General features: G+C 52.7%; 18 protein-coding genes. 10 read left to right on the top strand and 8 right to left on the bottom strand.

Translation table 11 applies throughout. From position 1 onward, the window contains the following. Window positions 1-12: 12 nt before the first annotated feature. Window positions 13-2979, bottom strand: a complete 2967-nt coding sequence (gene pruA, locus ACZA91_RS18370; protein WP_463183946.1) for an L-glutamate gamma-semialdehyde dehydrogenase — start codon at window positions 2977-2979, stop codon at window positions 13-15. Between the two features lie 243 nt (window positions 2980-3222). Between pruA and ACZA91_RS18365 the strand changes: the two genes are divergently transcribed. The 4 genes from ACZA91_RS18365 (at window position 3223) to ACZA91_RS18350 (ending at window position 4783) form a co-directional block, all read left to right on the top strand. Beyond that, window positions 3223-3546: a nucleotidyltransferase family protein gene (locus ACZA91_RS18365; protein ID WP_190355165.1), complete on the top strand. Its 324-nt coding sequence runs from the start codon at window positions 3223-3225 to the stop codon at window positions 3544-3546. Then, the gene (locus tag ACZA91_RS18360) at window positions 3533-3874 is read left to right on the top strand and encodes a HepT-like ribonuclease domain-containing protein (protein WP_190355063.1); all 342 of its coding nucleotides are present in this window, start codon (window positions 3533-3535) and stop codon (window positions 3872-3874) included. The genes ACZA91_RS18365 and ACZA91_RS18360 overlap by 14 nt, the downstream gene beginning before the upstream one ends. Before the next feature lie 268 nt (window positions 3875-4142). Further along, window positions 4143-4439 (top strand): DUF2442 domain-containing protein, encoded by a 297-nt coding sequence (locus ACZA91_RS18355; RefSeq protein ID WP_463183943.1) that lies wholly within the window; start codon window positions 4143-4145, stop codon window positions 4437-4439. Window positions 4440-4519: 80 nt separating this feature from the next. Then, a complete protein-coding gene (locus tag ACZA91_RS18350; RefSeq protein ID WP_190530614.1) occupies window positions 4520-4783 on the top strand; it encodes a hypothetical protein in 264 nt (87 codons plus the stop codon). A gap of 68 nt (window positions 4784-4851) precedes the next feature. Here ACZA91_RS18350 and ACZA91_RS18345 read toward each other — a convergent pair whose 3' ends face one another. Next, window positions 4852-5046, bottom strand: coding sequence for a hypothetical protein (locus tag ACZA91_RS18345; RefSeq protein WP_463183941.1), 195 nt, complete (start codon window positions 5044-5046; stop codon window positions 4852-4854). Between the two features lie 441 nt (window positions 5047-5487). Here ACZA91_RS18345 and ACZA91_RS18340 point away from each other — a divergent pair, with 441 nt between their 5' ends. Continuing rightward, window positions 5488-5922: an acyl-CoA thioesterase gene (locus tag ACZA91_RS18340; protein WP_099531947.1), complete on the top strand. Its 435-nt coding sequence runs from the start codon at window positions 5488-5490 to the stop codon at window positions 5920-5922. Window positions 5923-5988: 66 nt separating this feature from the next. Here ACZA91_RS18340 and ACZA91_RS18335 read toward each other — a convergent pair whose 3' ends face one another. Then, window positions 5989-6753, bottom strand: coding sequence for an ABC transporter ATP-binding protein (locus tag ACZA91_RS18335; protein WP_099531948.1), 765 nt, complete (start codon window positions 6751-6753; stop codon window positions 5989-5991). Window positions 6754-6909: 156 nt separating this feature from the next. Here ACZA91_RS18335 and ACZA91_RS18330 point away from each other — a divergent pair, with 156 nt between their 5' ends. The 3 genes from ACZA91_RS18330 to ACZA91_RS18320 all read left to right on the top strand — a co-directional run bounded on the left by ACZA91_RS18330 (window position 6910) and on the right by ACZA91_RS18320 (window position 9419). Beyond that, window positions 6910-7401: a hypothetical protein gene (locus tag ACZA91_RS18330; protein ID WP_463183939.1), complete on the top strand. Its 492-nt coding sequence runs from the start codon at window positions 6910-6912 to the stop codon at window positions 7399-7401. Between the two features lie 334 nt (window positions 7402-7735). Beyond that, complete coding sequence (locus tag ACZA91_RS18325) at window positions 7736-8356, top strand: anthranilate synthase component II (protein ID WP_190355058.1); 621 nt, start codon at window positions 7736-7738, stop codon at window positions 8354-8356. Window positions 8357-8651: 295 nt separating this feature from the next. Then, window positions 8652-9419 (top strand): MBL fold metallo-hydrolase, encoded by a 768-nt coding sequence (locus tag ACZA91_RS18320; protein ID WP_463186475.1) that lies wholly within the window; start codon window positions 8652-8654, stop codon window positions 9417-9419. 87 nt (window positions 9420-9506) lie between these two features. Here ACZA91_RS18320 and ACZA91_RS18315 read toward each other — a convergent pair whose 3' ends face one another. From ACZA91_RS18315 to ACZA91_RS18305, 3 genes are all read right to left on the bottom strand, one after another. Further along, the gene (locus tag ACZA91_RS18315; protein ID WP_463183936.1) at window positions 9507-11570 is read right to left on the bottom strand and encodes a cache domain-containing protein; all 2064 of its coding nucleotides are present in this window, start codon (window positions 11568-11570) and stop codon (window positions 9507-9509) included. Window positions 11571-12515: 945 nt separating this feature from the next. Next, the gene (locus tag ACZA91_RS18310) at window positions 12516-13574 is read right to left on the bottom strand and encodes an ABC transporter substrate-binding protein (protein WP_099531952.1); all 1059 of its coding nucleotides are present in this window, start codon (window positions 13572-13574) and stop codon (window positions 12516-12518) included. A gap of 148 nt (window positions 13575-13722) precedes the next feature. Beyond that, window positions 13723-15573, bottom strand: a complete 1851-nt coding sequence (locus ACZA91_RS18305) for an SLC13 family permease (RefSeq protein WP_463183934.1) — start codon at window positions 15571-15573, stop codon at window positions 13723-13725. 945 nt (window positions 15574-16518) lie between these two features. On the opposite strand from ACZA91_RS18305, the gene ACZA91_RS18300 reads away from it, so the two are divergent. Next, complete coding sequence (locus tag ACZA91_RS18300) at window positions 16519-17052, top strand: nitrate reductase associated protein (RefSeq protein ID WP_242030761.1); 534 nt, start codon at window positions 16519-16521, stop codon at window positions 17050-17052. A gap of 197 nt (window positions 17053-17249) precedes the next feature. Here ACZA91_RS18300 and ruvB read toward each other — a convergent pair whose 3' ends face one another. Further along, window positions 17250-18431 carry a Holliday junction branch migration DNA helicase RuvB gene (ruvB, locus tag ACZA91_RS18295; protein ID WP_242030760.1) on the bottom strand — a complete coding sequence of 394 codons (1182 nt, stop codon included), beginning with the start codon at window positions 18429-18431 and terminating at the stop codon, window positions 17250-17252. A gap of 108 nt (window positions 18432-18539) precedes the next feature. Next, a complete protein-coding gene (locus tag ACZA91_RS18290; protein ID WP_190530618.1) occupies window positions 18540-19079 on the bottom strand; it encodes a hypothetical protein in 540 nt (179 codons plus the stop codon). Window positions 19080-20158: 1079 nt separating this feature from the next. Here ACZA91_RS18290 and hpsP point away from each other — a divergent pair. Next, window positions 20159-21325: a hormogonium polysaccharide biosynthesis glycosyltransferase HpsP gene (gene hpsP / locus ACZA91_RS18285; protein ID WP_099532013.1), complete on the top strand. Its 1167-nt coding sequence runs from the start codon at window positions 20159-20161 to the stop codon at window positions 21323-21325. Window positions 21326-21378: the final 53 nt, after the last annotated feature.

Raw genomic sequence — 21378 nt, 5'->3', positions numbered from 1 at the left:
GGCTGATCGCCCCTACTCAAAGCCCTCGACCGGCGCAAAGCCTTGGCGCTGGACGTTTTCCGTCACCACACGCGGCTCCAGGAATTGCAACAGATAGTCCGGGCCGCCCGCCTTCGAGCCAACCCCCGAGAGCTTGAACCCGCCGAACGGTTGCCGCGCCACGATCGCCCCCGTAATGTTCCGGTTGATATATAAGTTACCCACCTCGAACTCCCGAGCCGCCCGATCGATGTGCGATGGCGTGCGCGAATAGAGACCCCCCGTGAGCGCAAATTGCGTCCCGTTCGCGATCGCCAGGGCTTGCTCGAACGTCTCCGCCTTAATCACTGCCAACACCGGCCCAAAGATCTCCTCCTGGGCGATCGCCGCCGTCGGGGGCACATCGCGGAACACCGTCGGCCCCACAAAATAGCCACCCTCGGGGGCCGGCAACTCGATCGCCAGCGTCGATTCCGCCTTGCCCTTGGCAATGTAGTCGCGGATCCGGGCTTGGGACGTGCCATCAATCACCGGCCCCACCTTGACGCTCGGATCATCCGCCGGGCCAATGTTTAGGGACTTGACCGCCTCCACCAGCCGCTCCACAAACGCCTCGTAAATCGGCGCAAGCACGATCGCCCGGGAGCAAGCCGAGCACTTTTGGCCGCTGTAGCCAAAGGCCGAATCCACCACGCCCTGCACCGCCTGATCCAGGTCGGCGCTCTCATCCACGACGATCGCATTTTTGCCGCCCATCTCCGCGATCACCCGCTTCAGGTGCTTCTGACCCGGTTGCAAAATCGCCGCATTGGCATAGATCCAGCAGCCCACTTCCTGGGAGCCGGTGAAGACGATCGTGTGTACATCCGGGTGCTTGACCATGTGCGCCCCCGCCGTGGAGCCACGCGCCGGGACGTATTGCAGCACGCCATCGGGAATGCCCGCTTCCACCAGAATTTCGATGAATTTGGCGGCGATTACCGAGGAGGTTTCGGCGGGTTTCAGGATCGTGCAATTGCCCGTCACCAGCGAAGCCACGGTCATGCCCACCGGGATCGCCAGGGGGAAATTCCAGGGCGAAATCACCAACGTGATCCCCTTCGGTTGGTAGTGGTAGCGGTTGGTTTCGCCGGGGTAGTCGTAAGCCACGCCCGCCTCTAGCCGCTCCATTTCGTCGGCGTAGTAGCGGCAAAAGTCGATCGCCTCGGACACTTCGGGATCCGCTTGGCGCAAAGCTTTGCCCACTTCCAAGCAAACCCAAGCCGACAACTCCGCCCGCCGCGCTTCCATCAGGTCAGCCGCCTTTCTCAGGATCGCCGCCCGTTGCTGGGCCGGTGTGGCTTTCCAGGCCGGGAAGGCTGCCTTGGCCGCTGCGATCGCCTCGTCGGCCTGCTCAATGCTGGCCAGCCCCACCTTGCCGATCAGCTCCTGGGGCTTCGAGGGATTTTCCGAGGTGATCGTTTCGCTGGTTTCCACCCGCCGACCGGCAATCAGCGGCCGGTAAAGCTGGCCCAATTGACCGCGCACCTGGGCGATCGCCGCCAGGGCCGGATCGCGCAAATTCTGCCGCGAATAGTCCGTATCCGGCGCATTGGCAAAGGGAACCGCCGTTTCATAGGCCGCATCATTCGGCTGCGGCGCGGCGGCCAGCTCGTTCAGTTCCCGCTCCCCGAGGCTGCTTTGGCGCAAAAACGACGAATTGGCCGTGTTCTCCAACAGCCGCCGAATCAAGTACGCCATGCCGGGGATCAAGTCGCCGTAGGGGCAATAGACCCGCACCCGATAGCCTTTGTCCGCCAGGGTTTTGCCCAGTTTGTCCGCCATGCCGTAGAGCACTTGCAGCTCAAAGGCCCGCCGGGGCGCGCCCACCTTTTCCGCCACCGCGATCGCCTTCGCAGCCGATCGAGCATTGTGGGTTCCCAACGCCCCATACAAGTGAGCATGGCTCTCCAGCAGCAGTTGGGTCATCGCTTCGTAGTTGGCATCGGTGGCCGCCTTGTCGTTAAACACCGGTTGGGGCCAATCCTTTTGCACCGATTGGATCGTTTCCTGATCCCAATAGGCTCCCTTCACCAGCCGCACGGTCACGGGCGTGCCGCGCTCCTTGGCCCAGGCCACCACGCCCTGCAAATCGGCGTAGGAATCGCGCAAATAGGCTTGCAACGTCAGACCAATATCGGTGCGATCGCGAAACTCCGGCTCCATCAACACCGCTTTCAACGCCGCCAGCGTCGCATCCTTATATTTGTATTGCTCCATGTCGAAGTGAACCGCCGCGCCCAATTCCTTGGCCCGCCGCAGCAACACCCGCGCCCGATCGGCCGTTTTCGCCTGCGATCCGGCCACATCCAGCGGGTCAAACTGGGAATAGAACGCCGTCAGCTTCACGGACACTTGCACCTTGGGCAGGGGCTGACCGTCCGCCTCGTCGATCTGGGCGATCGTCGGCCAGCGCTGGGCCGCCGTCGCCAACTGTTCCATCAAATCCAAGTAGCGATCGAGGTACTGCTGGGCCTCCACTTCCGTGATCACCGCCTCACCAAGCAAATCGACGGTGAAGGCCATTTTGTCCTTCCGCAACCGCTCGATCGTCCGAATCGCCTGCTCGATCGTCTCCCCGGAAATGTACTTTTGCGCCAACGTCTTCACGGCCGTGCTCACCGTCGTCGCCGCCACCTGACCAGGCATCGAACCGGGGTCAGAAAAATTCAGCAACCCCTTCAGCAAGTCGGGCAGCTCCACCTCTTCCGTGGTCAAATATTCCCGCAGGTGGGCGGCAATTTCGGGGTTCGATTGCAACGCGGGCAGGCAGTCGATGAACCGAAACAATTGCACTTTCAAGCCGGGATTGCTCATCGTCCAATCCATCAGCTTGTCATCGAGCTTCATCTGGTCGCGCATTTGGGCCAGGAAGCCTTTTTTGGTTTGGGTGGCTTGAATCAGTTCACGGGCGATCGATTGGGTGCGGTCTTCGTAAGAATTGGGGACAGTTGCAACCACGGTGTGCGAGCCTCTCAAAGCGTTCCGGTGCTTATCTTCCATTCTAGGAAGTCCGGTGCACGGTGCTTAAAGCGACAGCAAGGGTCAACGGGGCGATCGTCCAAATCGATCGCGATGCGCGAATGGGCAGACCTTTTAATTCAGCCTTCAATGGTTAAGCCGGATGCCAACGAATGGTTGAATCGAGGAGCTGGTATAACGGACTATATCGCTGAACCCTCAAGCCATCGGCACGACAAAGGTATGTTGAAGCAGCCGTTGAAGATTCAGATTCCTCAGCAGGCACTGATCGCCTTTTGCCAAAAATGGCAGATTCAAGAGTTTTCGTTTTTTGGGTCTGTTCTACGAGACGACTTCCGACCAGACAGTGATATTGATGTCATGGTCAGTTTTGAGGACGGTTCAACTTGGGGAATTTTAGAGCTAGTTCAAATGAAGCGTGAACTGCAAACATTGCTAGGACGCAAGATTGATCTATTGACCAAAAAATCAATTGAGCAAAGCCATAACTGGATTCGCCGAAAAGAAATTCTAGAAACAGCCCAAGTTGTTTATGTCGCGGGATAGTGCATCACTGATTGATATCGTTCAGGCAGGGCAATTAATTTTACAGTTTGCTCAAGAACTCGATCGTGATCAGTTAGAGTCAGATTTGCGAACACAATCTGCAATTCTGTACCAGATTGCAATCATGGGAGAGGCAACAAAACGATTATCTCGCGAGTTTCGAGCACAACATCCAGAAGTGCCGTGGGATGATATGGCTGGAATGCGAGACATCGTTGCTCATCAATATGATCGAATTGATTTGGATATTGTTTGGCAAGTCATTGAACGCAATATTCCTCAGTTACTCCGTATGCTAATCAACTTGTTACCAAGTCAGGATGAATAATCAGACATTACTGATATTTTTGAGCTAAGTAATTTGTATAACTTCCAGAATCAGCAGTTGCATTAAGCTCTGGCAATTTAGCGATCCCTCTCAAGCGCGACAAACTAGATTGCTTGAAAGGCGATCGAATTTCCTGTTTCAAGGACTCTAGTAAAAGCTGTACGAGTTGCCACCGATGATCCAGCGACAGTTGAAGAACTTGGGTTTGTAATTCCTGGAATGTCATTAGCTTGCAATTGTATACGGTCTATCCATTGTATAAAATTCTATGATGTCGAAGCGAATTATGGGCGTAAATCTCAATGACGATTACTTGATTTTGGAATTAGAGGATGGGCGAGTTCTATCGGTTCCGATCGCCTGGTATCCTCGATTGGTTCACGGCACAGAAGCAGAGCGCCAAAATTTTCAAATCAGCGGTGCAGGTTTCGGCATTCACTGGCCAGAACTCGATGAAGATATTGGCATTGCGGGTCTATTGCTGGGCAAAAAATCTTCTGAAAGTCCAGAATCATTTCAGCGATGGCTGGCAAGGCGATCGGTGACGGCTTGTTCTTCAACGTAAACCGTTGGGAGTAATGGCGACCATTACGGTCTTGACTGGCTATCCTTAAGTCAACGCTTCATAGCCAATTACTCAAGACCATGCCCAAACTACCAATTATTCAGCCCGATCGCGCCTACAGCTTTGCGGATTATTTCAAGCTCAACTTTGCGCCCCAAGATATCTTGAGCTATTTCAATGTTGCGCTTGATCGACAACTGCTAACGCTTCCTAGCTATTCAGGAGAACTTGATCGCCTGAGAGATTTAAAGTCACGCATCCTAGAAAGCCTGCCACGCATCAGCTTGAATGCAATAATCACCCGTTCCCGAAACATGATCAAACTGCTTCAGTATGGACTGTAGGTGTACATCGCCCACCCTACTAGTTAGGCAATACTTGTCCCGCAAAATCATGAATTGCTTCACAAGAACTATTTCAACTTGCCAACAATCTTCCTGACTATATTTTCTAGTTTTTCAAATTGATTTTCCAATTTATCCAATCGCTCTTCTATTTCAAGAAGGTATTCTTTTAGATCATCTCCTTCCTGTTGCGTTTCTACCGGCTGTTGCTGTAGATATTGAGAATATAGAGCTTCAGTGTCTTGCTCTGGCAGTTCATTCATGCTTACTTGCCTGCATTTCTAAACACACTTTTGAAGTGCCAACTCTGAATACCTTATCATGCAGTTTCAAGCAATGACAGGTATCTTATGCTTTCTTCAAAATCTGATTTTCGATAGTTTGTAGTAGTTTATGAGTTGAGCAATACTAAACCCACGGAATGTCAACCCCTAAAGCCGCTAAAGTGCCGATACGATGAGGGACAAGGGCGCGATCGCACCGAAGTTGTTGTTCCCCAGCGGCTATTCCCTTGGCTCAACCAATTTCCTCGCCAGTTAAAGCCAGAGTGAATTCCATGACCGCCAACCGCCACATTGATCGAGCCATCCGAGTCTCCCAGCGATCGCACCCTTAAATATTAGCCATCCCGCAGCCACTCAGACTGACGTTTAATTTAATCAATTCAATTTATTATTCATATTAATCAATTCAAATTATCATTCATGGCTTTTACCTATCATCGTACCGTTCGCTTTGGCGAAACCGATGCCGCAGGGGTAATGTATTTTTCGCGGCTATTGGAATGGGCCCACGAAGTCTATGAAACCTCGTTGATGGCTTCAGGGGTTAATGCCAAACACTTTTTCAGCCGATCGCAGCCTTGGGTAATGCCAATTGTGGAAACGGGAGCGAAATTTTTTCAGCCCATGTCCTGTGGCGATCGCCTGGAAATTGTGATGCGAGTTTATGCCATCCAAGAAAGCGAATTTCGATGTGAATATGAATTCTTTTTTGAAGGATCGCAGCGGGATTTCCACACGGCTCAGGCATTCACGCGCCATGTTTGCATTGACCAAGAAACTCGCAAACGACGCGAAATCCCTCCAGAACTGGCAGTTTGGCTAAAGCTTTTTGAGGAACCTCAGCCCCAGATTTAGGGAAGGTCGATTTCTTTGGCTTTCTTGATAGAATGAATCGTCACGATCGCTGATGGATCCAGCCCTTTAAGCAACGGCGGTCACTTGTCCCAAATCTTCGGGATGGAGGCGATCGTGCAAAACCTGCCCATCCCGAAACCAAACCACACGATGAGTCCGACGGGCCACCTCCGGTTCGTGGGTCACCATCACCACAGTCATGCCGCTCTGGTTTAATTCTTCAAAAATATCCAGCACTTCTTGGGTGGTTTTGGTGTCCAATGCGCCGGTTGGTTCGTCGGCCAACAGCACGATCGGGCGGTTCACAATCGCGCGTGCAATGGCCACCCGCTGTTGCTGCCCCCCAGACAGTTGGTTGGGTCGATTGTTCACCCGATTCCCCAAACCCACGCGGCCCAAAGCGTCCAGGGCCCGCTGTCGTCGCTCCCCGCTGGGCACACCCGCATAGACCATCGGCAACATGACATTTTCCAGGGCGCTCAGTTGGGGCAGCAGGTGAAATTGCTGAAACACAAACCCCAGCTTGCGATTGCGCACCGTGGCTAGGTCTTTTTCGTTCAATTCGGCCACGTCAATGCCATCGAGCTGATAGCGCCCAGAACTGGGGCGATCGAGGCAACCAATCACGTTCATCATGGTGGATTTGCCGGAACCCGATGCGCCCATAATTGAGCAATATTCACCACTTTCCACCACCAAGTTGACCCCATTCAAGGCGCGTACCTCAGTGTTGTCGCTGCCATAGATTTTGTAGATCTCGGAGAGTTGAATAACTGGCGGGCGATCGGGAATGGGCGATCGGGGCTGAGGATTAGGCAGGGCAAGGGTCATAGCACTGTTTCAGGGAGGCAGGGATGAGCGGGAACCATCTCCCATTCTAAAAAGCTTGGCCAATTTTGTGCGGCCAGGGGATAACCGTAGAGGATGACTCGAGATGACAACTCAGCCGCTCACCGCTCAGTTGAATCAAGATAGGGGGATCGATCGATGACGAATGACCGTTCCAACGCAGATACTCAGCCCGAAAATACTCCCGGAAACATTTCCAAAAACACTTCCGAAAACATTCCTGAAAATCCTACAAATCATCCAGGAAATCATCCATCAGGCAATTCAACCAATCATCCAGTTACGGTTGCAGCCGCCAACACCATTACTTTTCAAACATCGACTAGAAATCGGCTCTTGGCCAAGCTGATTGTGTTGTTGCTCGTGACAGGAGGATTCAGCCAGTTATTTCTGAAGGTAAGCCAACAGGATTATCAAAAGGGTTTATCCCTTACCCCGGAGGCCTATTCACAATCCTATGAACGGTATCGCACCCAACTTTTATCTAAAAAGATGGTCGTTGATTATCCGGCTGTGGGTGTTTTTGCGGTTTTTCTGGTGTTGCTGGGTCTGGTCGGTGGCTATGAATTGGCGGTGTTTGTGATTGGTTTGTTGATCGGGAAATTGTGGCCGTCAGGAGGTCGTCGCTAACGTTGAAATGGTGGCGGAGGAGAACCGCTGGGAAAAGAGTAGCCAAGGTTGTTGGGCAAGGCATTTAAAGCCATAGGAGGGGCGCGAAATTGATGTCAATCATGGATGCCAATCATTGATGTCAATCTCGGATCGCCTGTGGGTCGCTGGCCGAAAACCAATTGCCTCGGGTGTTCGGGAGGGTTGGGCGCTGGAGGTGATGGGCCCTTTGTCCGGAGCCACTGGCCAAAGAGTCCGTGTCGATCGAAGCCGATGCCGGTATAGTTAAACCCTAGGTTCAGAATGGCGATCGCCCGATCGCTTCTGGCACTGCATCCCTTCCCGATCGCCCGCCATGACCGTCCTTGTCATCGACAACTACGACAGTTTCACTTACAACCTCGTTCAATACTTTGGCGAGTTGGGCCAAACCCACCCGATCGCTCGGGATATTCAGGTTTTTCGCAACGATAAGATCACCCTAGATCAAATTCGGGAACTGAAGCCCGATGGCATCACCATTTCGCCCGGCCCCGGCACACCGGACGAAGCGGGAATTTCCCTAGATATCATTCGGGAGTTGGGGCCAACTCTGCCGGTGTTTGGAGTTTGTTTGGGTCACCAAAGTATTGGCCAAGTATTTGGGGGCAAGGTGGTGCGTGCGCCGGAACTGATGCATGGCAAAACCTCCCCGATCGAGCATCGCAATGTGGGAGTCTTTCAGGGCATTGAATCTCCCATGACCGCGACTCGCTATCATAGTTTGGTCATTGAGCGAGAAAGCTGCCCGGAACAGTTAGAAATTACCGCTTGGGTGGCTGACGGAACCATTATGGGCGTACGCCATCGGGACTATCCCCACATTGAAGGGGTTCAGTTTCATCCCGAAAGTATTCTGACCAATGCCGGTAAGCAACTGCTCTCGAATTGGCTGACGGCGGTGGCCCAGTTCCACCAATCCGCCGCTTTGGTCTAAGAATCCTGAGTATCCTGGCTCCTGGTTTCTGCGGTCGATCGGGTCGCTCGTGTTGATTCGATCGCTTTGATGAGTACGCAAAGCGTTTCCAAAAAGTTCACCCCAGAAGTTCACCCCAAAAATTTACCCAAAGAGTTCATCCAAAGAGTTTTCAGAGCGTTTCCCAAAGGGAGTTTTCAACACGATTTCCCAAAGCGTCCCTGAAGTTCCCATTCAAATTCAGATCAACTCAGTCTCTAATCAATTCAATCCCTAATCAATCTCAAACGGTGCGAGGAATTTTATGGATCGGTGGATCAATCGGCGGCAAATTCTGCGATATGGCCTGATGGGTGCAGGGGCCGCCCTGGCCAGTGCGATCGGGAGCCGTGCAACCTCAGCCCAAGCCGCCGATGGCTTAACGATTCAGTCCTTGGGCCACACTTGCTTTGCCTTCACCGGGGGTGGGCTGCGGATTCTGAGTAATCCTTTCAACACCCTGGGTTGCACTGCTGGTTATCGATCGCCCAATTTCACCGCCGACCTCGTGACCATCAGCAGCCAACTGCTTGATGAGGGATTTGTCAGCAATCTGCCGGGCAATCCCAGTTTGCTGTTTGAGCCAGGAACGTTTGAGTTTCGCGGTAACCAATTCCAAGGCATTCGCACCGCCCACGATCGGTTTGGGGGGCGGCGATTTGGCGACAATGTAGTTTGGCGCTGGAAGCAGGGGGGCATCTCCATCCTGCACTTGGGCGGCATTGCGGCTCCTTTGGGAGTGGAAGAAAAAATTCTGATGGGGCGGCCCGATGTGGCCATTGTGCCGGTGGGCGGCGGGGCGAAGGCCTATAACGCTGAGGAAGCAAAACGGGCGATCGAGTCGTTGCAACCCAAGGTGGTGATCCCCAGCCAATACCGCACGGCGGCGGCCGATAGCCAATGCGATCTGGATGGGCTAGAGGCCTTCTTGAACTTGATGAGCGGCTACGACATCCAAACTTTGAACACGGAAACCATGACCCTGCGGCCGGAAAATCTGCCGCCCCAGGGCACGCTGATCCGCGTTTTGCGCCACCTGGTCTAGGGGCGACTCTGGCAAGGAAAACGCTGACCGCTATTGGTCTAAATTGGTCCAAATCGTGTGGACGATCGCCTGGATGGTGCTCCTGGGTTAACTGGGGGCAGATTGGCGATGCTGTGGTCGATCGCTTGTCAGATCGCCTGTCAGATCGCTGGGCAGATCGCCCGCCAAATCGATCGATCGCGCCGAGCCGCTGCTCACCACACTTTCGGCCCGCATCGGTGCATAGACCTCCACCGGCTCATGGCGACCTTTCAAACGCTGTGGGCCGAGGGAATGGAGCACCACCTCTGGATAGTTACGCAGGGCTTTGGCGGTGGTTTCATTAATCAAAATGGGATAGTCCGGAAACTGTTTGGTCAGGGTTTCCAGGCGGGCAGCAATGTTCACCGCGTCCCCAATGACGGTGTAAATCAGGCGATCGAGCGAGCCAATTTGACCCGCCACCGCCTGACCGGTGCCAATGCCGATGCCGCTTTGGATCGGTACCTGGCCGCGGGCGCGCCGATGTTCATTCAACTCCGCCAGGCGATCGCGCATGGCCAACGCCGCCGACACCGCACACCACTCCGCATCCGGCTGGGGCACGGGCGCGCCAAATACCACCACGATCGCATCGCCAATGAAGTTATTGATATAGCCGCCCCAAGGCGCAACGGCCTCCGTCATCGCCGTCATATATTCATTTAAAAATTCCACCACCCCCTGGGGATCCAACTGCTCGGAAAGGGTCGAAAATCCCCGAATATCGGAAAACAACACCGAAACCCAGCAGGTTTGCCCACCTAGCTCCACCCCACCCCGCAATAGTTGTTCGCGCACCACAGGCGACACCATTCGCCCAAAAATATTCAGCTCCCGTTCCCGCTCCCGCAAACCGGAAACCATTTGGTTAAAGGTGGCCGCCAACAAACCCAGCTCATCAGTGCCCTGAATGTCCACATGGGCCCGGTCAAACTGTCCCATCCGCAATTCCTGAGCCGCACGGGTGAGCAAGTGCAAGGGCCGCACAATACTCCGGGCCAGGGCCAGGGCCAGCAGGGCCACCGCTCCCCCCACCAGGAACACACTGGCCGTGGTGCGATGGGCCAACGCATTCAGCGGCGTGACAAAAACCGACTCTGGCTCCGTGATTGCCAAACGCCAGGGCCGCATATCCAAAGCCGACATACCCACGATTTCCGTTTTGCCCGTGAAGGGCGATCGATAGGCAATGTTACCGAAGGATGGCGGGCCCAGCTCCATCGTTGACTGGTTTGGGGTGGCGGTGGGCGTAATGGGGGGCAATGGAACCGCCGATGACGCAGCCGTGGGGGCAGAGGGCAATTGCAGCGATCGCGCCAACACCGGCAAATTCAAACTTTCAATTCGATCGAGGCCAAACTGGACTTTCGGGTCGATCGTGCGCAACTGCACAGGCGACAAAGGCAACAAGCTGCGATAGAGCCAACGCCGATCCGTATGGGCAATCACAATTCCGTTTTGATCGACCAAGAAAGCAGAGCCGCCTTCCTTTTGGTTCAAGCTGGTGAGCAAGCGGCCCACCGCCTCCGATCGCAGCTTAATCACCACCACGCCCAGCAAATTGCGCGTGCCCTTGGCCACCACCGGCACCGAAAGGAAAATCCCCGGCTGACCCGTGGTGGATCCCACCGTCCATTCCGAAATGTAGAGTTTGCCTTGGCGCGCTTCTTGGAAATAATTGCGAAAGGCGTAGGACTTGCCAATGTTGCTGGGATTCGTTGAAACCAAACAACGTCCCGTGCGATCGAGCAGAAACACTGAAAAATAATCAGGATTGGAATTGCGAACATTCGCGATCGCCTCAGCCGCCAAAATTCGCCAATAATTCTGTTTTTCCGGAGGTTCCTTGGCTGCTACCGACCCTGCAAATTGCACAATATCCCGCGCGCTGGCCATCTGAATCCCCACCCGTTGCGTGTCAATCAGCAACTGATCCAGTCGGGCCGCCACACTTTTTGCCAACAGTTCCAGATTTTTGTACTCCGCCATTTTGACCGTATACAGGCTTTGGCGAAGGTTATAAAACGCCGTCAGACTCATTGGCAGCAGCGACGCAGCCAACAAAGCCGCCGACAGCTTGGGCGCAATTTTCCAGCGAGCCGGATTCCAACTCCAACGCCAGCGGTTCACAAACAACCTCAGAGAGACACACTCAAAATGTAGGTTTAGCAGCGGCCACCATGACTTTGATTCGTCTTCAGCCATGAATCCGCAGCTAGCGAAATGCGATGCGAGTGTTTACCCCCACCTTCATCTTACCCAGCGCCCATTACCCAGGAACAGAGTCAGGGGTGCTGGTCAATCGCTCCAAGCTGCGCCCAGCAAGACAGCAAAAGATCCTCAGTCTTCTATTCTCAAATTCGCGATCACCTTCCCTTGACTGTTCAATCTTCCTGGTTCAAAATCCGCAGAAAAATCAAGCAACATCATCAAGATTTCACAAAAAATGGTCTGTAATTTTCCACAGAATTTCAAAATTGCAGTTAACAATCATCTTTAAGGTTCTAACAAGATCCACCCAATTTCAATGGGCTTTTATGATCGAACCTAGTCTCAGGCTGAAAGATCTTGACCCAAGCGCATAAAATTACACTGACATTAAGCTTGAGATTTCAAGATTGGTATTCAAAAGAGTGCCCTCAACATATCCTGGCTAAGCCATTGCTACTCAGGGAGAGCAAAGCCAAGCAGATTAATCAAAGTAAAATTAATCACCAGTCTTCTACGTAGAAACCCCTGCGATTGAACATAAATTTCTCGCTGGTCGCCTTGAATGGGCCGCCCTGAATAGGTCACACCGTTAGCGTGAGCAGGTCTGAGCACAACTGAACGCAACTGAACACAACCCAGCCAGTCGAGCCAACCCAGCAAACCGAACAAGAACCCGCTGCCAGAACCTGAGCAGGTTCTCTGTCGGCCCACATCGCCAGCCTAAATACCTGCCCAAGATTCGACAAAACACCCAAAATTACAACCCAAAATTACAAAATTAAAGGGGTTTAGGGGCCGTGACTCGGATCCCCTAAACCCCAACTGAATTTCTTGATTGCTCAAGCCCCCAATGACTCAGCCAGCCTATTGGTAGTAGTGGTTGGTGGCGTGGGCGAAGTCCTTATAAACCTTGGGGAGATCAACGCCATATTGCTTGAGCCGCGACTCCCGCATATACATCACAAAATTTTGGCTTTTCGTGCTGGGAATTTCGCTGGGACGACGATGATTTTCCAAGATTTCCGTTGTCATTTTGCCGGCCACTTCTCCCATCTCATAGGGCGAAATCCCAACCGCCAACATACCGCCATCATCCACATAAAATCCCCAACATCCGATATCAGGAATTGGTGAGTTCTCGATCGTCCACTTCATCACTTCCTTCGGCGACACCACCGTATCATCGGTACTGGAGCGGCGCAGTGTGTGGTAGTGCGTGATCAGCAAAAAGTCAGCAATTTTGCCGGAATTCTTGATAAATTGCTTCCACTCTTCAAAGGTGGCCACTTTTCGGTGTTCGATCAGGTCGATCGGTCGCCAGTCAAAATCTGCCATTTCTTGGTGAATGGCTTCCGATGTTTCCGAGTCATCGGAATAGTGAACAATGCGACGGCGATCGGGTGGCAAGATTTGCAGGAAAATCTCTTTCAAGGAAAGGAAGGGAATCCGCTCCAAAATGCCCGTCACATTGCTGGCTTTGTCAAATCCGTAGGCGCTGGCTTCCGCATTCACCCCGCTGTAGACAATATCAATCTTGGGGTGATTATTGAAATACTTGGCGACAAACTCTTGAGCATTATCATCGATCGAAATAATCACATTTGGTTCCCAGCGCTCAATGAGCCGCCGAGCCAATTGCCCTGCCTTCTCCTTGTAAGCCGCACCAGGATTCCGCTTCGTATCCATGTAGTGATACTGAATCGAGTAAGGCTTTTTATCCAGAGTCCAGCTTAGCCCCACATTAATGTCCTTCGTCCAGGCAAAGTCTGTGGCATAGCTGCTCAGTACCAATACACGCGGCTTACTAGAATTGCTGAAGGCAAAGAACACCAAGGCGCAAATCAAAAAGAAAATAATGGGCAATTTTTGAAGCTGCTTGCCCCAGCGGTTAACGTTAGAAAGCTTCCAGGTAAATCGTGACATGGCTAGAGAATGAGTGGAGAAGTGGGTCGGCCTTAAGCTGTCATCGCTTTGAGCGCAAAGATTTGAGCACAAAGATTTGAGAGCAAAGATCAGATGAATGCTCGTTTAGGAGTCTCTCAAAGTTGATTTCATGGTCTTCAGCAACGATTTAGAGAATTCCAAGGGTGCGGAAATATCCCAATGATAAATAGATTGAAAAGAAGCGAATCAGCGTTGCCAGGAAATTGCCTCGTAAAATTAAACGCTCATTAAAAAGTTGCTGTTTGTCCAATAGCTCCTGAAATTGTAGGTAGTAGGAACATTGGTAAGGAAAAAACCAGGCATCGCTGATATTTAGGATAATCGCTCCCACAATCCAAGGATTTACCCCGTTGCTTTCTGCCATCGGGATTAATATTGTGGCAAAAATTGCCACGGCAGTCGTGTTAGGGATCACAAACCGCACAACCAAAATTGTCAGGCTCAATAAAAAAATAAAAAGGGGAAAGTTGGACTTCATAGAATCGCTGAGCCAAGTCAGATACCCACCAAAGTGAGTGTCGAGACCTAAGTAGGACATGGCTTCTGCAATTCCAACCAAACTGCCTAATAAGATTAAAAATGGCCAGTCGATTTGGGTGCGAAATTCATTTTTTTTCAGAATCCCCAGCGATAGCACCAGAAATAGAACCCCCAAACCAATCCAGGGCAATTGGATTTTGTGAATGGATGCGGTGACAATTCCCAGCAACAACACGATCGTGCTGACCAGCGAAATCCACTCCTGGCTGCTCAAGGGCCCTAGGGTTTCCACCTGAGCTTCCACCTGTTGTTGGGAAATTTCAAAGGCTTGATTATTACTAAACAGGAATTTTGTGGAGATAAAATACAGCACTAGGGTCACGATCCCCACCACCAAACTCGCTTGCAACCAATAAACCCAACTAAATTGTTGTTGAACTTGTAAAGGCAAGAGGCCATAGACTACAAAATTAGCCGACTTACTGCTTAGAAAAACATGGGAAAGCAGGCTAGCACCGCTAAAAGCAGCAAAGGCGAGATGGCTGGCAGCTTTGCCACCTGGTTTGACTCCTGTGGCATCAATGGTATCTGTCAAAATTGGCGACAACAGACCAATTCGACCATTAGCCGAGGGCAAAATGGGGGTCATTGCCAATCCGGTTAAAAATAAAGCGGTCGCATACCAGCTTTCTGTTTTAGGAATGAATCGAGAGAGCCATAAAACTAGGCGATAGGTTAATCCTGATCCCATCAAAACAGCTCCTAACCCAAAGAGGCTGAGCGCCATAAAAAAGCTGCCCGATGCAAAGCCAGAAAGAATAACTTCACTGGGAGCAATGTCTAAAATTAGCAATGACAGAATGCAAAAAAGACCAGGAATAAATTCAGGAACCATCCCAAAAACCCACATCACAATGGTGGATGTGAGTACAATCAAAAACATCTGAGAATTCCAGTCAAATTCCGCAGTTTCCCTCAAAATCAAGTACAAAATACCGGGGATCACCACTGACAAAATCCAACCACAGGACTGAACCCAATCATTGCGCTTGAGCTGACTGATGGGCGATCGACTCTCCAGTTCTCGGTTAGGCTGTCCGCTGTAATGACTGAGCAGGGAAGCATAGAATCGATCGATGGTTGGAGTGCCAGCACCGGCCACTTTGGTAATAGCCTCGCGGGGCAAGGCGATCACTTCCGTGTTGTCAACCGCGATCGCGTCGGCCATGTAGTAGTCAGAGGAAACGGCCGCCTCTTCGCCCACAAAACCATGCTCCACCTCCGCAATGACACGCCCTCCAGCCCAAAGCTGCACTTTGCCCCGGCGCACAAAATAGAGGGTTAAGGCAGGGTTGCCTGACTGGAATAGGGCTTGGCCATTTTCCAGAAAATGCTCGACCGCATAGGGCACAACTCTCGCCAGTTCTTGTACAGAACAGTCAGAAAGAATAGGAGCGCGTCGCAACTCCTGCGCCATTTGCTTAAGATCGATCGCCATATGTTGATGTCCTGATCTGGAATTTCAATTGTAGGTCTGACCTATTAAAAAAAGGCAGTTTGATCAATTGCTTTGGGATACAGATTTAATTCTATCTTTCAGGCAACTTGCCAGCTATTGAGGAAATTGAATCAGCCAATTGAATAAACCATTAGTTTGTAGTTCAATTTCATTTCCAAAAGTTTGCTGCCAAAGGTAACGGCCCTCGCAATCCTGTTGAGCATCACTATCTTGAAAGTTATGATTCAACACCAATAGTTGTACCAATAACTATTGTTGCCAGATTGATTGGTGGCTAATTTTAAGGTTGTCTTGAGGTTGTCTTGATTGTTGAGAACAGCGTCAGGGAATGACTCTCGACGATCAGCGGAGCAAGCCTGAGCCAAGCCACGATCGCCTGGCCATTCATACAACAGCCATCAATTCAACCCGGTCAAAATAAACACAGAGCGCGGAGTTCATCGGTTGAGTCCGTGGTTTTGACTACGGATCAGGAATGATTTAATACAGGCTTCTCTGTGTTTTCCCTAAAGCCACTGTTTGGACAAATATTTGACAGGGGTGAGTTGATGAATTGGCTCGATCGCGGGGCGATCGGGTTGCTTAATCATCGTCAAAATGGATCAGGATGTTTAGGAACTGGCTGAAAGTCCCAAGAAATTCACATCTCAGGTTGGCAGCCCTGGTGAATTATTGCACCTTGGACTTGGTTTTTCAGGAGCATCTTTGGTGATCCCTTGAGATTGGTTAATAATTGGTTAAGGCAATGCTAGCGCAAAACTTCGCAGCCATCACCAATCGTTGATTAAATCCAGACAAGCCTGAAATTGCAGTCCCTGGTCAGAAATTTCAGAGAAAGATCGTCGAAAATAGCAAGCTGCAATTTATGATTCCATGGGTCAGAACTATCTTGAGAACATCAAGAACAGAGTATTCAGGGTTCCTATGGGTTTTGAGTCAGTCACGAAACATTCAGCAACCAATTCACCCACAATGGCCGATCGCCCAACAATCGTTTCGGAAGCCTCACCTTTTTTCCAGTTTGAGCAAGACTTCATCACTGGGTTACGGTGCATCCCCATGGTGGTTCGCTACCGGCTCGATCGAGTCGGCATTAAACTCAAACTGCACCACTGGAACCAACTGTCTGAGGCCGATCGCTTGCGGTTAGTTTTGGCTCCTTGCGACACCTTGCCCGAGCAAGAAACCTATCGCCAGGAATTGCGCGAGTTGGTGGCAGCGCGATCGGGTGAAATTCCCAAAGATTTGCCCCTGGAAAACCCGTTTCCTTGGCTGAGTGCCGACGTGCCCGATTCAGTCGCAGCACAAGCAGCGCGGGTTGGAGTCACAGTGAGTCATCAACAGTGGCGATCGCTCAGTGAATTGCAGCGATTTGCGCTCATTAAACTCAGCCAGCCCGGCCACGAAAACCGCAACTTTTTGCCAGCGGTTCAAGAATTTGGCCTCCTGAACCCCTAACGGTTGCCAGCACTGCGGTGGGGCGTTTTGAGGATGCGATTACGCCTGCGATCAGCCGGGGCTGCCAAGGGGGTTTACCTGAGGCGTTGGGAGCTGGCCGATCGAAACGATCAAAAAGACTGAAAAAAGCTGCCCACAAGATTGTACTGACAGGATCTTGGGATCTAGGGCTGGGCAGCAAACCCATTTTCTATTCTCTAGTCCACTAGAGAGTCAAGAGACGCGGGGAGAAATTTAGAGTAGCCCAGGTGTTGCCAAGCGGCGGGGGTGGCCACGCGGCCGCGAGGGGTGCGCTGAAGGTAGCCAATCTGCATCAGATAGGGTTCATAGACCTCTTCGATCGTCTGGGCATCTTCCCCGGTGGCGGCTGCCAAGGTTTCCAGACCCACGGGGCCGCCGTTGAACTGCTCAATAATGGCGCTCAGGAGTCGGCGATCAGTCCAATCCAGCCCCCGAGGATCCACATTGAACAGTTCCAAGGCCGCCGCCGCGATCGCCCCGTCAATGGTTGTTTTGCCTTGGGTTTCCGCTCCTTTCACTTGCGCGTAGTCCCGCACCCGCCGCAACAGGCGGTTAGCAATCCGGGGTGTCCCGCGCGATCGCCGGGCAATTTCTGCGGCCCCGTCTGGCTCGATCGCCACCTGCAAAATCGTCGCCGTCCGCAACACAATCCGGGCCAGCTCCTCGGGTTCATAGAACCGCAACCGTTGAATCAGGCCAAAGCGATCGCGCAGGGGCGAACTGAGGGCCCCCACCTGGGTTGTCGCACCCACCAGGGTGAACTTGGGCAACGGGATCGATCGGGTGCGGGCGCTCTGGCCCTTGCCCACCGTCACATCCAGCCGAAAATCCTCCATCGCTGGATACAAAATTTCTTCAGTGACCCGGGGCAACCGGTGAATTTCATCCACAAACAACAAATCCCCCGGCTGCAAATTCACCAGCAGCCCGGCAATATCCCGAGGGCGCTCCAGAGCCGGTGCGGTCGTAATTTTGCAAGACACACCCATCTCGCCGGCCAGAATTAAAGCCATGGTGGTTTTGCCCAAGCCTGGCGGCCCATAGAGCAACAGGTGATCCAGCGGCTCCCGACGACCCTGGGCCGCTTGAATCGCAATGGTCAGCACGTCTTTTAAATCCTGCTGCCCCACATAGTCCGCTAGCCGTTGGGGGCGCACACGCTCATCGGGTCGATCGCCCTGAGGAGACTGGTGAGCGGGCTTGGCCGCATCTTGGTGAGCTTCCTCAGGCGTGGCCACCGGATCCAGCAGCGACGGCGAAACGGACGATCGCGGGGAATTCGATCGCCTAGCGGGCTTGCGGGGAGGCTGGGGATCAGGATTGCCGCCACCGGTTGACTTGGAAGAAATAATCGCCATGCCGTTGATATTAGCAATGGCATCCGCTCGGCCAAAATCGAAATGGCAAACCTCAGCGGAATTTGAGGGGAACCGCCAGCTTGAGTCCAGCAGCAGTTAGACCTTGGGTCAGACCTTACGGCGGAACGTGGCCCCGCGATATTTCAGCTCGATCGTTTGGTTAGCGGCTTCAACTTCTGGGGCTTCGGTGGTTTCGGAAGTGACTTCCTGCCGCTTTTTCGGCATTTTCAGCCCCCCACGATCGGGCAGATGCCAAATCACCCCGCGATATACCCGATCGGTTACCGCCAAATGGGGATGCCCCAAAATCGAATCATTCGCTGCATGGGCCGCCGCATTCGACGTATTAACCGCCGTTAATTCCGCCTCATCAGCCGCCACCGACGAATCCGCCAACTCCGCCCGATCGCCCAAGGCCGCCGACTCCAGCACCTCCACCGGCTCCGGAGACCGCAGACCGTACCGCGCCACCCACCACACCGACAGCAACAGCAACACCTGAACTTCCCAGGGAGCCAAAACCAAGGCCACCAGAAAGCTCAAAATCGCCACACCATTCAGAATCAGCGACGGTTCATCCTGCCATCGTGGAGCCAGATAAACCGCAGCCACACAGATCAAAGTCGGCACCAAAAACCCAAGAGACATGGCTTACGCCTCAAAATAACTTGCCAGCTAGCCCGCATGATCAACAGAATCAGAATCAACATGCCCCTTTCAGAATGGGCAATGTGTATTTTTACTTAGTAATCTTTGCTGAATTGCAGCGAAATGATGGGGGGGGAATCGCTCGTTATTTCGCCTGTATCATCATGCTGACTCAAAGTGTTACATCAACGAAGGTAACTTTGTCAGCATATTCGGTCTTATTACGCAGCATTTTTTAAGAAAGTGGTGAGTAAAAACTCCTGCTCACCAACTGTCCAGGATGACCCAGGGGCGATCAAAGCGGGTCAAGGAAGCCAAGATCAGTAGTCTTCAGGGGGGTTCAGCCTTGCCCTTAGCGCACACCCATCCTGTGGGCAAATTGTGCCGTTAGTATCAGCAACTGAGTCATGAAAACTGAGTCATGGAAACTGGTTTGAATCGCTGACTTTTAGAGAACCCTGACGAAGATGTCATTAAACATAGTTTAGATCAGTTATCTAGGCTACGAATGGGGTTGAAATAGGTCTGATTGCCATCAAATTCATCGAACGCCAAGCGGCAATTGAATAGACTGTGGGGTATTTTCGGCATCAATATCAATGTCAATACAGCCTTTACCTAAAATAATTGGCACGTCATATCGCAAATGCCATGCATCAACGGTTCGGTGGGCACTGCCCACCCTACAGACAACTGTGCTTAGTAATCGAGATAAGGGCTGTATCTCAATATCAATGCCAGTATCAATGTCGGCATCGATGACTGATTAAGAACCGCAACACAATCATGGGTCTGGACAGCCGATTGCCATTGCCCGCCCCCGGTTGGACTTCGGTAGGCTAGGGTTGGAAAACCCGGTTTTGGCCAATCTTGCTGAAAACGGGTGCTGAACAGGGGTAAAGAACTGGATGAATGATTGAGATCATCATGATTCAGATGCCCCCTTCGATCGGGATCATTCGGGATCGTTAATCCACAGGCCCGACGCACCCAGGCCCTGCAACCCCGGAGATCGCATTCATCCCCCCGCTCTAATCGCCTCTTGCTGGAGTCCGCCTCTCATGACCGAATCACGCCCCTTGCGCCTGTTGCAAATTGTGCCATCCGTGTCCTTGGTCTATGGCGGGCCGAGCCAGATGGTGTTGGGGCTAAGCCAGGCCCTGGGCGCGGCGGGGGCGCAGGTGACGCTGCTAACCACCGACAGCAATGGGGATGCGGGGCAGGCTCCGTTGGATGTGCCGATCGCCCAGCCTGTGCCGGAAAAGGACTACAAAATCTATTACTTTCGCTGTGCCCCCTGGCGACGCTATAAGTTCTCGATCGGGCTGTTGTGGTGGCTCTGGCGACACGCACCGGAATACGACGTGGCCCACATCCATGCCCTGTTCTCGCCCATCAGCACCATGGCAGCGATCGTCTGTCGGTGGCGCAAGTTGCCCTACGTGCTGCGGCCCCTCGGCACGCTGGATCCGCTGGATTTGCGGAAAAAGGCAAAGTTGAAATGGTGGTATGGGCGGCTGCTGGAGCGGCGCAATTTAGCCAAGGCCGCCGCTGTTCACTTCACCAGTGCGGAGGAGTGCAAAATCTCTGAGCGGTTTGGGGCCATTTCCCGCGATTGGGTGATTCCCTTGGGGGTTCCGTTGCCGCCGCTCCGTGAACAACCCATGGCGCAACCGGCCAAGGAAGCGGGGCCGATGGTGCTGTTTATGTCACGGCTCGATCGCAAAAAGGGATTGGATATTGTGATTCCGGCGCTGGAAACGCTGGCCGTGTCGGGGCTGCCCTTTCGGTTTGTGTTGGCGGGGGCCAATGTACAGGATCCAGACTATGAACAATCGATTTCAGACTATTTGAACCGATCGCACCTGAGTGATCGCACGGAAATTGTGGGCTTCGTGACCGGGGAACAGAAGCGATCGCTTCTGGCCCAAGCCGATTTATTTGTGTTGCCGTCATACTATGAAAACTTTGGAATTGCGGTGGCGGAAGCGATGGCCGCCGGAGTGCCGGTGGTGATTTCTGACCAGGTGCATATCTGGCCCGATGTGGCCGACACCCGATCGGGCTGGGTTTGCACTTGCGACGTATCTTCCTTTGCCGGGGCCGTGCGCGAGGCATTAACCCAACCCACCGAACGACAACAGCGCGGCCAAAACGCCCGACGCTGTGCGGGCGATCGCTACAGTTGGTCAGCCATTGCCCAGCAATTAATCGCCGCTTACGGCGAAATTCGCCGAACCCGGTAGACTGAAACGGAAGTTCATGAAAGTTCGCGGAAGTTCATCGCATCGATGATCGC

The sequence above is a fragment of the Limnothrix sp. CMB-01 genome (genome assembly GCF_055193175.1).
The sequence above is the reverse complement of the archived record's forward strand: the minus strand, read 5'-3'. Positions and strand labels throughout refer to the sequence as shown.

Excerpts from the sequence above, each read along its gene's own strand:
- ACZA91_RS18350 (WP_190530614.1), top strand. The coding sequence starts at position 4,520 with ATGCCCAAACTACCAATTATTCAGCCCGATCGCGCCTACAGCTTTGCG.
- ACZA91_RS18340 (WP_099531947.1), top strand. The coding sequence starts at position 5,488 with ATGGCTTTTACCTATCATCGTACCGTTCGCTTTGGCGAAACCGATGCC.
- ACZA91_RS18360 (WP_190355063.1), top strand. The coding sequence starts at position 3,533 with ATGTCGCGGGATAGTGCATCACTGATTGATATCGTTCAGGCAGGGCAA.
- ACZA91_RS18345 (WP_463183941.1), bottom strand. The coding sequence starts at position 5,046 with ATGAATGAACTGCCAGAGCAAGACACTGAAGCTCTATATTCTCAATAT.
- ACZA91_RS18330 (WP_463183939.1), top strand. The coding sequence starts at position 6,910 with ATGACGAATGACCGTTCCAACGCAGATACTCAGCCCGAAAATACTCCC.
- ACZA91_RS18310 (WP_099531952.1), bottom strand. The coding sequence starts at position 13,574 with ATGTCACGATTTACCTGGAAGCTTTCTAACGTTAACCGCTGGGGCAAG.
- ACZA91_RS18305 (WP_463183934.1), bottom strand. The coding sequence starts at position 15,573 with ATGGCGATCGATCTTAAGCAAATGGCGCAGGAGTTGCGACGCGCTCCT.
- ACZA91_RS18325 (WP_190355058.1), top strand. The coding sequence starts at position 7,736 with ATGACCGTCCTTGTCATCGACAACTACGACAGTTTCACTTACAACCTC.
- ACZA91_RS18355 (WP_463183943.1), top strand. The coding sequence starts at position 4,143 with ATGATGTCGAAGCGAATTATGGGCGTAAATCTCAATGACGATTACTTG.
- ruvB (WP_242030760.1), bottom strand. The coding sequence starts at position 18,431 with ATGGCGATTATTTCTTCCAAGTCAACCGGTGGCGGCAATCCTGATCCC.
- ACZA91_RS18365 (WP_190355165.1), top strand. The coding sequence starts at position 3,223 with ATGTTGAAGCAGCCGTTGAAGATTCAGATTCCTCAGCAGGCACTGATC.
- ACZA91_RS18335 (WP_099531948.1), bottom strand. The coding sequence starts at position 6,753 with ATGACCCTTGCCCTGCCTAATCCTCAGCCCCGATCGCCCATTCCCGAT.
- ACZA91_RS18290 (WP_190530618.1), bottom strand. The coding sequence starts at position 19,079 with ATGTCTCTTGGGTTTTTGGTGCCGACTTTGATCTGTGTGGCTGCGGTT.
- ACZA91_RS18300 (WP_242030761.1), top strand. The coding sequence starts at position 16,519 with ATGGGTTTTGAGTCAGTCACGAAACATTCAGCAACCAATTCACCCACA.